The organism is Roseateles sp. P1_C1_2 (genome assembly GCF_056406535.1).
Window position 1 is genome coordinate 35,438 of record NZ_JBFUAB010000003.1, and the last position, 11,218, is coordinate 46,655.

At 69.2% G+C, this 11,218-nt stretch carries 12 protein-coding genes; 9 read left to right on the forward strand and 3 right to left on the reverse strand.

The features are described 5' to 3' along the window. The first annotated feature begins 146 nt into the window (after positions 1 to 146). From AC1D2H_RS03360 to AC1D2H_RS03385, 6 genes are all read left to right on the forward strand, one after another. On the forward strand, positions 147 to 1,160 hold the full coding sequence (locus AC1D2H_RS03360) for a 2-dehydropantoate 2-reductase (protein ID WP_477932881.1): 1,014 nt from the start codon (positions 147 to 149) through the stop codon (positions 1,158 to 1,160). An 86-nt stretch (positions 1,161 to 1,246) separates the two neighbouring features. Beyond that, positions 1,247 to 1,825, forward strand: a complete 579-nt coding sequence (locus tag AC1D2H_RS03365; protein WP_478009869.1) for a cysteine hydrolase family protein — start codon at positions 1,247 to 1,249, stop codon at positions 1,823 to 1,825. Beyond that, positions 1,818 to 2,810: a GlxA family transcriptional regulator gene (locus AC1D2H_RS03370; protein WP_478009870.1), complete on the forward strand. Its 993-nt coding sequence runs from the start codon at positions 1,818 to 1,820 to the stop codon at positions 2,808 to 2,810. Before AC1D2H_RS03365 ends, AC1D2H_RS03370 begins: the two co-directional genes overlap by 8 nt. A gap of 55 nt (positions 2,811 to 2,865) precedes the next feature. Beyond that, a complete protein-coding gene (locus AC1D2H_RS03375; protein ID WP_478009871.1) occupies positions 2,866 to 3,426 on the forward strand; it encodes a hypothetical protein in 561 nt (186 codons plus the stop codon). 208 nt (positions 3,427 to 3,634) lie between these two features. Beyond that, positions 3,635 to 3,880 (forward strand): hypothetical protein, encoded by a 246-nt coding sequence (locus AC1D2H_RS03380; RefSeq protein WP_478009872.1) that lies wholly within the window; start codon positions 3,635 to 3,637, stop codon positions 3,878 to 3,880. Positions 3,881 to 3,954: 74 nt separating this feature from the next. Further along, a complete protein-coding gene (locus AC1D2H_RS03385; protein ID WP_478009873.1) occupies positions 3,955 to 5,004 on the forward strand; it encodes a DUF5694 domain-containing protein in 1,050 nt (349 codons plus the stop codon). On the opposite strand, the gene AC1D2H_RS03390 is transcribed toward AC1D2H_RS03385, so the two are convergent. From AC1D2H_RS03390 to AC1D2H_RS03400, 3 genes are all read right to left on the reverse strand, one after another. Further along, positions 4,997 to 6,148, reverse strand: a complete 1,152-nt coding sequence (locus AC1D2H_RS03390) for a serine hydrolase domain-containing protein (RefSeq protein WP_478009874.1) — start codon at positions 6,146 to 6,148, stop codon at positions 4,997 to 4,999. The two genes, AC1D2H_RS03385 and AC1D2H_RS03390, sit on opposite strands and share 8 nt — an antisense overlap. Positions 6,149 to 6,158: 10 nt before the next feature. Beyond that, positions 6,159 to 8,315 (reverse strand): TonB-dependent receptor, encoded by a 2,157-nt coding sequence (locus AC1D2H_RS03395; protein WP_478009875.1) that lies wholly within the window; start codon positions 8,313 to 8,315, stop codon positions 6,159 to 6,161. A 120-nt stretch (positions 8,316 to 8,435) separates the two neighbouring features. After that, positions 8,436 to 9,443 carry a helix-turn-helix transcriptional regulator gene (locus tag AC1D2H_RS03400; RefSeq protein ID WP_478009876.1) on the reverse strand — a complete coding sequence of 336 codons (1,008 nt, stop codon included), beginning with the start codon at positions 9,441 to 9,443 and terminating at the stop codon, positions 8,436 to 8,438. A gap of 204 nt (positions 9,444 to 9,647) precedes the next feature. Between AC1D2H_RS03400 and AC1D2H_RS03405 the strand changes: the two genes are divergently transcribed. The 3 genes from AC1D2H_RS03405 to AC1D2H_RS03415 are packed head-to-tail and all read left to right on the forward strand — an operon-like array spanning position 9,648 to position 11,210. Further along, entirely contained in the window at positions 9,648 to 10,412 is a 765-nt protein-coding gene (locus tag AC1D2H_RS03405) for a TerC family protein (RefSeq protein ID WP_478009877.1), read from the forward strand. 16 nt (positions 10,413 to 10,428) lie between these two features. Continuing rightward, positions 10,429 to 10,821: a DUF1801 domain-containing protein gene (locus tag AC1D2H_RS03410; RefSeq protein WP_478009878.1), complete on the forward strand. Its 393-nt coding sequence runs from the start codon at positions 10,429 to 10,431 to the stop codon at positions 10,819 to 10,821. After that, a complete protein-coding gene (locus AC1D2H_RS03415; protein ID WP_478009879.1) occupies positions 10,818 to 11,210 on the forward strand; it encodes a hypothetical protein in 393 nt (130 codons plus the stop codon). The genes AC1D2H_RS03410 and AC1D2H_RS03415 overlap by 4 nt, the downstream gene beginning before the upstream one ends. Positions 11,211 to 11,218 lie beyond the last annotated feature (8 nt).

Sequence of the window (11,218 nt, forward strand, 5' to 3'; positions counted from 1 at the left end):
CCCTCGTCCAAGGACTACCTTGGCCGGTCCCCCGAGGGGACGGCGATGCATGCGGCATCGAGCCGCACGCACATCGCCAACGGCGGGCCGGCTTGGGAGCGGACCGGCGCTCGGCCCGCAAAACCCACTCGCGGCGCGTTGACGCGATGACCGGCGTTCTCGTCATGGGCGCCGGCTCCGTCGGTTGCTTTGTCGGCGGCCTGACCCAGCTGGCCGGCGTGCCGGTGCACTTCGTCGGTCGCCCGCGCGTGCTGGCCAATCTGCGCAAGCAGGGCCTGCGCCTGACCGACCAGGACGGCATGGACCGTCACATCCGGCCGCTGGACCTGCGCCTGCACGAGGAGCCACCGACCGGCCTCAAGCCCGACCTGGTGCTGCTGTGCGTGAAGTCCGGCGCCACCGTCGAAGCCGCCACGGCGCTGGGCCTGACGCTGCCGCTGGGCACCCCCGTCGTCAGCCTGCAGAACGGCATCGCCAACGCCGACGCGGCCCGCCAGGCCGCACCGCAACTGCACTGGCATGCGGGCATGGTGCCCTACAACATCGCCGAGATTGCCCCCGGCCGCTACCACCGCGGCACCGGCGGCGCGCTCGCGGCGGAAGGGTCTTCGGAAGACCTGGCCCTGGCGGCCTGGCAGACCGCGCTGGCACGCGTGGGCATGCAGCTGGATCTGTACGCCGACCTCGCGCCGGTGCAATGGGGCAAGCTGCTGCTGAATCTGAACAACCCGGTCAACGCGCTGTCCGGCCAACCGCTGCGCGATGAGCTGCTGCAGCGCGGCTACCGGCGCGCGCTGGCGGCGCTGCAGGAAGAAGCCCTGAACCTGCTCGAGGCCGGCCACCGTCCCGTCGCCCAGCTCACGCCGCTGCCACCGCGCCGGCTGCTGATGCTGCTGCGCATGCCGACCTTTGTCTTCCGCCTCGCCGCCGCGCGCATGCTGCGCATCGACGCCAAGGCCCGCTCCAGCATGGCCGACGACCTGACCCAGGGCCGCACGACCGAGATCGACGCCCTCTGCGGCGAAGTGGTTCGCCTGGCCCGCGCCCAGGGCCGCGGTGCGCCGCTCAACCAGCGCATGCAAGGCCTGGTGAACGACTGGCCGCGGCGCCGGCACCCCTACTCGCCGACCGAATTGCTGCGCGCCCTCGGCTTGTCCTGAATTGATCCATCTCCGTCTGCCAGTGCGTGGCGACGGATGCATGATGGCGGAACACTGGAGGCCTCAACAACACCACGAGGCCCCGCATGACCACCGCCCTCATCGTCATCGACGTGCAGCACTCCTTCACCCAGCGTCCCAGCTTCGAAACCGACGGCCTGCCTGCCTATCTCGCCGCGCAGAACCGCCTCATCGAGGGCTTTGAAGCCGCGGGCCAGCCCATCGTGCGCGTCTTCCATGTGCAGCCCGACGCGACCGGCGCCGACCCCTTCAGCCTGGAGAGTGGCCATGTGCGCCCGCTGGCAGGTCTGCGTGACTTCAAGGCCGACCTGACCGTGCACAAGACCCGCCACAGCGCCCTCGTCGCCAGCGGCCTGGACGTCTGGCTGACCAGCCACGGCATCCGCCAGCTCGTCATCAGCGGCATCCGCACCGAGCAATGCTGCGAGACCACGACGCGCCACGCTTCGGACCTGGGCTGGGACGTCATCTACGTGCCCGAGGCGACACTCACCTTCACGATGCAGCACCCCGACGGCTCGCCCCTGACGCCCGCCCAGCTCCGCGCCCGCACGGCCGCCGTGCTGGACGGCCGCTTCGCCCGCGTGATGGATGCCGAAGCCGCGCTGCAGGCCGTCACCGACAAGGAAGCTGCGATTGCCTGAACCTCTACCGGTGCTGTTCGTCCTGCAGGACGACAGCCTCGTCCTCGACTGGGCCGGCCCAGCCGAGGCCCTGCGCCTGGCCAGCCTGGAGATCGTCGCGCTGCAACTGGACGTCGCACCCTTTGCGCTGCGCTTCGCCGGCACGCGCAGCGACTCCATCGGTTCGGTCGGCATCCAGCTGCAGGCCCTCGAGCCGCTGCCGGACGGCCTGCCCGACGGCAGCTGGATCGTGCTGGTGGGCCGCACCTCGGCGGCCGAGGCGAAGTCGCAGGCCTCACGGCGCGAGTTGATCGCCTGGCTGTCCCGTCTCGCGCCGGGCCGGCCGGGCCTGCGCCTGGTCACCGTCTGCTCCGGCGCCCTGCTCGCCGCCCGGGCTGGCCTGCTCGACGGCCGCCGCGCCACCACCCACCACCAGCACCTGGACGACCTGGCCCGCCTCGCGCCCAGCTGCACCGTGCAGCAGGACCGCGTCTTCGTGCAGGACGGCGAGGTTTTCACCAGCGCCGGCGTGACGGCCGGCATCGACCTGGCCCTGCACCTGATCGCCGCGCATGCCGGCGAGCTGGTCGCCGCCCGTGTCGCCGAGCAGATGGCCGTGGCACTGAGGCGCGGCCCGGCCGACCCCGAGCTGTCGCCGCTGCTGGCGCACCGCCAGCACCTGAACGCGCGCCTGCACCGCGTGCAGGATGCGCTGAGCGTCGCCCCCGCCGAGGACTGGCCGCTGGAGCGCATGGCCGACCTCGCCGCGACGACGCCGCGCACGCTGAGCCGCCTGTTCGCCCAGCATGCCGGCACCAGCCCCCAGGCCTATCTGCGCGGCGTGCGCCTGGCGGTGGCCAAGCGCTCGCTGGAGGCCGGCGCCAGCGTGGCCGCGGCCAGCGAGACCGCGGGCTTCAACTCCGAACTGCAGCTGCGCCGCGCCTGGACCGCGGTGGGCTGGCCCGGCACGCCGTCGGATACGCGTCGCGCGAGGCAGCCTGGCTAGAGTGCAGCATCGACATGCCCCTGGCAGGCCCCCGATTGAAAGTGGAACCAGTCTGATGCGCGCCAAACAGTGCTGCTACTTGTTGCTATGCACCCTGCTGTCGGCATGCACGCCCAGCAGCAGCGATTGGCTGGACTACAAAGACCTGCCTGATCGATATCTGTTTCTGGTGTTTCCCAAGGTGCCATGCGCAGCAGAGCTTCATTGCCCCGACAGAGTGTTGCTGGTGGACAAAAAGGAACTCGACACCGGACTCGTCGAGTACACAGACGCATCAGGGGCTTCACAGACCGTCAGCCTTGCGAACCTGAGCCTCACGCCTACCGAGCAGACGAAGTTGCTGCTGCATCGGCCAGAAACGACCTTGTCCATTTCCGGCTATTCACATCTGGAATGGGATCAGAAAGTCGACAAGAGCGGGCAGCGCGAAATCCGGCTTGAACTGAAGGACTCCAAGCACGGCCGGATCGAGGTCTTTTCATACCTGGTTTCTGGTGGAAAGGTAGTTCGAGCCGAGCAGGTGAAGGTCAAGTCTTGGGCGGACCTGTTGTTCCTCTTTACCGCATTCATTGCCGTCTTGATCGGATACCGACTGTTCAGGCCCGCAAGGAATTGATGCCCTGCGAAGCATCGATCGCTCCAGATCCTGGAATGCGTCTCAGGGGCGCCAGACGCTAACGCCGCGCCGCCACGGCCCCGGTTCGTCCCGCGCAATTGCAGTTCATCCGGCCGCGCCGGCAATCCATCGCCTGGTGCTCGCGGTGCCCAGGGTCCCTGACGAAACTGCAATCACTGACACAGCCAACCCCTCACTGGAGCCCACCATGAACACCGCAGCCAAGACCTTCATCGTCGCCATCGCTTCCGTCGCCGCCGCAGCCGCCACCGGCGTGGGCCTGGCCAACCGCACGGCAGCACCGGCCACCGAGATCGTGAAGCTGGAGCGCGTGGTCATCGTGGGCAAGCGTGCGGACACGGCGGTCATCGCCCAGCTGCCGCGCGTCGTCATCGAAGGCCGCCGCGACACCACGACGCTGGCCGCCGCCCAGGCGCCGGTCTTCATCGTCTAAGCCCCGCGCTGCGTCAGTCACCCCACCCGCCGCTGGCGGGTTTTCTTTTGCCAACAACACAGGGAGATCGTCGAATGCATCAATCAAGAACATGGCTGTGGAGCCTGGCCCTGGCCTTGCCGCTGGCGGCGCAGGCCCAGGTCGACCTGAAGCTGGACCACGGCATGACGGGGCCGCGTGCCCAGGTGCTGGTGCTGGGCACGGTGCACCTGAGCGAACTGCCGGACGGTTTTGATCCGGTCCGGCTGCAGGGCGTGATGGACAGGCTGGCCGCCTTCAAACCCGACCTCATCACCATCGAGGCGATGACGGGCGAGGAGTGCGATCTCGCCGCACGCCACCCCACGCGCTACGGCAGCGACTACTGCCCCAGCACCGAGGTGGCCCGCAAGTCCACCGGGCTGGATGTGCCGGCTGCCATCGCCGAAGCCGAGAAACTGCTGGCGGACTGGCCCGCTGCACCCACGGCCGCGCAACGCCGCCACCTGGCTTCGCGCCTGCTGGCGGCCAACGATCGCGCCTCGGCCTATGCCCAGTGGCTGCAACTGCCCGAGGCAGAACGCAAGGCCGGCGACGGCCTGGACGCCGCGCTGGTGGCGTTGCTGGCGCAGATCACCACGCGCCGCAACGAGAACTACATGATCGCCTCGCGCCTGGCCGCCAAGCTGGGCCTGCCGCGCGTCTACGCCACCGACAACCACACCGGCGACAACGTCAGGGTCAAGGACGAGGAAGCCTTCGGCCGCGAAGTGCAGGCCGCCTGGAAGGCTGGCACGGCGGGACTGGACGAACTCGAGAAGCAGACGGCCACGCTCAAGCAGGCCGCCGACCTGCTGCCGCTCTACCGCCATGTGAACGCGCCCGGCTACCAGCAGGCGATGGCGGACGTGAACGTCAAGGCAACGCTGCAGGCCAAGGCCAAGGACGGCTACCCGCAGATGTGGGTGGCCGGCTGGGAGGTCCGCAATCTGCGCATGGTCGCCAATATCCGCGAGACCTTCCGTGAGCGGCCCGGCGCGCGCGTGCTGTCCATCGTGGGCGCCTCCCACAAGTCCTGGTTCGACCACTGGCTGGGCCAGATGCAGGGCGTAGACATCGTCGACACCACCGCGATGCTCAAGTGAGAGCCTGGTCGCAACAGGCGTACAGCGCCTGCACGAGGACGGCCGCGTTCGGCCCGCCGACGACGCCTGGCGCCATGCGGTTCATCATGTAGGCGAGGCAGAGGCGCCGCTCCACGTCCACCAGCACCAGCGACCCGCCCCAGCCGCCCCAGAAGCAGATGCGCTGCTCGGGGATGAAGGGCAGCGTGGCCGGCTCGGGCAGGCCATAGCCCATGCCCATGCACAGCGGCACGCCGAGCACGAGGTCAATGCCGCGCGCCTGCACGTCGAAGATGCGATCCACCGTTTGCGGCTTGAGCCAGCGCCGACCCGCAAGCAAGCCCTCGCAGGCGACGATGGACTGCAAGCGCGCCACCGAGCGCGCGTTGCCATGGCCGTTGGCGGCGCCGATGTCGGCACGGCGCCAGTCCTCGCGGTGGCTGTAGGCCGCATCGGGCGCGGGGTTGCCCAGGGTGCGCAGCATCGGGCTGTCGGGCGGGATGGCCGAGAAGTCGACCGGCGCCGGCGGTGGCGGCACGACGCGGGCCACACGGGCATCGTGTTCGGGCGGCAGGCCGATATGAAAGTCCGCGCCCAGCGGCCCGGCCAGCTCGCTGGCCAGGAAGGCGCCGGTCTTCTGACCCGTGATGCGGCGGATCAACTCGCCGACGAGATGGCCGTAGTTCAGTGCGTGATAGCCCGAGGCGCTGCCCGGCGTCCACCAGGGCGACTGCGCCGCCAGCAAGGCCGTGCTGCGCTCCCAGTCGCACAGGTCGCCCATGCCCATGGGCTGCTCCCAGCCGCTGACACCCGAGGTGTGGCCCAGCACGTCGCGCACCAGGATGCCGCTCTTGCCGTTGGCGGCGAACTCGGGCCAATAGGCGGCCACCGGCGCGTCCAGGTCCAGCTCGCCGCGGTCGGCCAGCAGCAGAGCGCACAGCGAGGTCATGGTCTTGGTGGTGGACCAGACATGGGTCAGCGTGTTGCGGTCCCAAGGCTTGCTGCGCGCCTCGTCGCACCAGCCGCCCCAGTGGTCGAGCACGAGTTCGCCCTCGACGGTCAGGGCCAGCGAAGCACCCAGGTCGTCGCCGCGCTCGAACAGCGCGTCGAAGGCATGGGCGAGCGGTTCCCAGCGGGCCTGGTGATGGCCCAGCAGATGCTTCATGGTGGTCTCCTCAGAAGTCGTAACTGGCGCCGAGGGCGAACTGCCGCGGCGACGTGTAGGTGACCTGGCGCGCCGCGCCGAGCAGCGGCGAGGCGATGCTCATGCTGGTGAAGGCCGTCTTGTCGCTGGCGTTGCGGACGTTGGCCCACAGCTTCCAGGGGCCGGCCGCCGGGCGCAGCGTGGCGCTCAGGTTGAGCAGGCCATAGGCGCCCTGCATGGCATCCGGCGTGTTGAACTCCGTGAAATAGAAGCGGCCGCGCCAGCTGTAGTCGGCGCGCAGCGTCGTGCGCAGTTCGCCGACGCTACCGGCCCATTCGGCGCCGAGGGTGAGTTGCTGCTTGGACGCCTGGGCCAATTGGCGGCCGCGCACATTGACCGGCGTTGTCGGCGCATTGCGCAGGTCGACGTTGGTGAAGTCCGTGTACTTGGGATCCATCAGGCCGAGGCCGATGGACAGCGTCAGCGGCGCGACGGGCTTGACCGCGGCCTCGATCTCGGCGCCATCGATGCGCGCGGCCGACGCATTGGCGAGCAGCGTCGTGGCTTGGCCGACCTGGGACACCTGCATGTCCTTGTAGCGGCTGCTGAAGACGGCCGCGCTGAACACGCCGCGGCGATCCAGGAACTCGGTCTTGAAGCCCAGCTCGATGCTGCTGACCTTCTCGGGCTTGACGAGATCGGGCTGCAGCGCGCCGAGGTTGACCGCGCCCGACTTGAAGCCATGGGCCCAGCGCACATAGGCCAGCGTGCCAGTGGCGGGCTTGTACTCGACGCCGACGCTGCCCGGCGTGCTCGTCCAGCCGTCGCCCGGGTGGCCGGTGCCGGCCAGGCCGAAGGCGGCGATGTTCTGGTACTCGTCGACGCGCTTGCTGTCGTGGTTGACGCGTAGGCCGGCCAGCAGCGACCACTGCGGGTTCAGGGTGTAGCGCAGGTCGGCATAGGCGGCGCTCGAGCGCGTGTGCACGGTGCCACCGAGCAGGAAGCCGACGCCACCGGGCAGGGGCACAGTCATGGGCGCGCCCGGCACGATGAAGCCCAGCGGCACCTGGGTCAGGATGCTGACGTCCTGGCGCTGGTCGAACTGCAGGGCCGTCACGCCAACCAGCCATTGCAGGGGACTGGCTTCGTCGGAGGCGAGGTGAATGTCCAGGCTCTTGTCGGTGCTGCCGGTTGCGAAGCCCGAGGTCGTGACCGCCGCCTCGGTGGTGTCGCTGTCCCACAGCCGGTCCACCTTGCTGCGGCGCCAGTTCAGGCTGGCGCTCAGCGTGTTGCCTCCGAGGGGCAGCTCCAGCAAGGCCTGTGCCGTGTTGACCTCGACGCGGTTGCTCGAGCCCTGGCTCTTGACGAGGCGCGGGTCGCTGCTCTGCGTGACGCCGTAGAGCAGCACCGGGATGGACACGGGGTCGGGCAGCACCGGCACGCTCATGCCGGCATCGCGCTCGCGGTAGTGGCCGGCCACGAAGCGCAGCGTGCCGCTGCCGCCCAGGCCCGATTGCAGCTGAGCGCGGAAAGCACGGCTGGACTGGTCGTCCAGGCGCCGCGGCCCCTCGGCCAGCGGGTTGCGGGTGTAGCCGTCGGCTTCCTTGACCTGGTAGGACAGCCGGCCCTCCAAGCCTTGTGTCAGCGGCCCGGAGACGAAGCCCTCGCTCTCGCGCCGCCTGTCGCTGCCCAGCAGCAGGCCCAGGCGCGCCTGGAAGCTGGAGGTCGGCAGCGCCGAGATGACGTTGACGGCGCCGCCGGTGGCATTGCGGCCATAGAGGGCGCCCTGCGGCCCGCGCAGGATCTCGACGCGCTGGGTGTCGAACAGGGCCGTGTTGGAACTGGTCTGGTCGGACACATAGGCACCGTCCTGGTAGAGGGCCACGCCGGGGTCGCCGCCCGCCAGGATGAAGACATTGCCGATGCCGCGCACAAAGATCTGGCTGGCACCTTGCCCATTGGTGAACGAGGTGTTGGGGCTGAACATGACGAGGTCGGCCAGCCCGGTGTCGCCGCGCTCGGCGAGGCGGGCGCCGTTCAAGGCGGTGATGGCCGCGGGCGTCGTGTCCAGCACCGTCACACGGCGCTCGGCGGTAATGACGACGCGTTCGATCTGGGTGGTCTCGGGTGGGGTCTGGGCGGAGGCCAAGGTGGACGCCACGGCCAGCGCGATGGGGCTGAGTCTCATGCTCTGTCTCCGGTCGCCGCGTCTGGGTGGCGGCGTGGGAGCATGGTCGCGAGCCCGGCTTCAGCAGGCTATGGCGAATCGGCAGCCGGACGTGCCGAATCGGAACCTCAGCGGAACTTCTCAGCTTTTGAGCGTCTGGCTCGGAGACTCGCCAAAGCGCTCGCGGTAGCGTGCGGCAAAGCTGCCGAGTTGCCAGAAGCCCCATTGCGCGGCGACCGAGGTCACCGTGACGCCGGGGGCCGCCGAGCGCAGCTCCTCGCGCACGCGGTCCAGCCGGTACTGCTGCAGATAGCGCTGCGGCGACAGGCCGAAGTGGCGCTCGAAACCGCTGGCCAGGGCGCGCACGCCGACGCCGGCGGCCCGGGCGATGTCGGCCACCGAGGGCACCTCGGCCGCATGGGCGTGGATGTAGTCGCGGGCGCGCCGCGTGGAGGCTGGCAGCGCGGCCGGCGCGTCCAGGCCGCGGGTGTAGTTGTTGGGCCAGGCCAGCAGCAGCTCGAACAGGGCCGCGTCGCGCAGGCCGTCCTCCAGTCGCGCGGTGGCCGCGTGCGGGTAGGCCGGCGTGGCGGCCAGATGCCCCAGCACGCGCAGCAGCGCCGCTACAGGGGCGCCGCCGGCCTGGGCGCGGTCCTCGAAGCGCAGCGCATGGGCCATGTCCGAGCCCAGCAGCGCGCGGCAGGCACTGCCCATGTCGGCGTCGGCCACGCGCAGGTTCAGCAGCTCCATGTCGCCCGACATCTCCAGGCCCTGCACCTCGTCGGGCGCGATGACGCCGGCGTCGCCCGCGCCGTACAGGTCGCGCTGGCCGCCGCGCCACACCTCGCCCTGGCGCAGATAGGAGAACACCCAGTGACCGTGCGAATGGGGCATGGCCATGCGCGTGGAGGTGCCGTAGCGAACTTCGCCGAGATGCAGGCGCGCGAACTCGGCGCCGCGCAGCCGCAGAGCCAGGTTGTTTTCGTTGCCAACGCGCAGCGCATGCGGGCCGTAAAGACCGCTGAGCACGGCATGGGCTTCGTCAGGGTTGCTCGTCTCGCAGAGAGCCACCAGGCGGGAATTACCTAAAGCGGCCTCGACCTCGGCGCCCTGCAGCGGGTGCTCGGCACTGACGGCGGCGGCAGTTGTCATGGCCTCGTTGTAGGCCAATTCCGGCGCAACCGCCATCGGTGCACATGCGCGGACGCGACAGTCACCCCCGGGACAGGCGCCGGTGCTGAAATAACTTGATCGCGCTCCGAAACCCGCAGAAAAACCGAAGCTTCGTTCAACCTGAAGCTGTCCGTGATCCGTCGGGCGGTGGAGACAATCGCCGGCTGACCACGGACGCCTGCCATGCTCGAACTGCTTTCCGACCCGCAGACCTGGATCGCCCTCGCCACGCTGACCGCGCTGGAGTTGGTGCTGGGCATCGACAACATCATCTTCATCAGCATCCTGGTGGACAAGCTGCCCAAGGAACGCCAGGAAGTGGCGCGCCGCCTGGGCCTGTTCGCGGCGATGTTCATGCGCATCGGCCTGCTGATGGTGCTGGCCTGGATCGTCGGCATGGTGGAGCCGCTGTTCAACGTGCCCTTCCTGGAGCGGGGCATCTCGGGGCGTGACCTCATCCTGATCGGCGGCGGCCTGTTCCTGATCTGGAAGAGCACCGGCGAGATCCACGGCTCCCTCGAAGGCGAGGAAGAGGCCCATGGCGGCGGCAAGGCCAAGGCGGCCTTCGGCGCCGTCATCCTGCAGATCATGATCATCGACCTGGTGTTCTCGCTGGACTCCATCATCACGGCCGTCGGCATGGTCGACGACGTGCGCATCATGATCGGCGCCGTCATCGCGTCGGTCGGCCTGATGATGCTGTTCGCCGGCCCCATCGGCCGCTTCGTGTCCAACCACCCCACCATCAAGATGCTGGCCCTGAGCTTCCTCGTCGTCGTCGGCGTCGTGCTCGTCGCCGAAGGCTTCGGCCACCATGTGCCCAAGGGCTATATCTACTTCGCGATGGCCTTCTCGCTGGGTGTCGAAATGATGAACATCAAGATGCGCCGCAAGTCGGCCAGCAAGGTCAAGCTGCGCCAGCAGATTCCGGGCAGCTCGGGCGACTAGGTGATGATCGGCGGTCATGGAGAAACTGTTCCGTTTCCCAGCCGCCGTCCACCACGATGCCGGCGTCGCGGCCTGGATGGACGCACACGCCGGTGAGCTGGGCGACATCGCCCGCAAGTGGTTCGACGTCATGCGCGGCTGCGGCGCTGACGTGCGCGAGCTGCTGCACGACGGCCACCCCACCGCCTGCGCCGGCGACGCGGCCTTCGGCTATGTCAATGCCTTCACGTCCCACGTCAATGTCGGCTTCTTCAAGGGTGCCGAACTGCCCGACCCCGCCGGCCTGTTGCAAGGCACCGGCAAGGCCATGCGCCACGTCAAGCTGAAGCCCGGCGCGCCCGTCGACGCAGCGGCCCTGGCCGCATTGATAGCAGCAGCCTTTGCCGACATGCGCCGGCGCTCACTATGACGACACTGCGGCTGGAGCCCTTTGTCGCCTTCGACGACATCCCCTTCAGCCTCAGCGTCGAAGCGCTGCTCGCCCGCCTCGGGCCGCCAGCGCAGCAGTCGCGCAACGCGGCCGAGTTGAACGCCTACGACTACGGCCACAGCGTGCTGCGCTTCCAGCACAACGGCCGGCTGGAAGAGATCACCAAGCGCGCGCCGGTGCTGCAGCTGGACACCGTGGCCATCCCCTTCAGCGCCCTCGCCGGCTTTGTGCTCGCCCAGGACGCCGACGCCTTCGAGCGCGCCGGCTTCCTCGTTAGCCCCGCCTTCGGCATCGCCTTCGTGCCGGGCGGGCCCGATTGGGTTACGGCGCTGGCGCGTCACTGCATCCCGACATGGCGGGCGCTGTGACGCGCTGA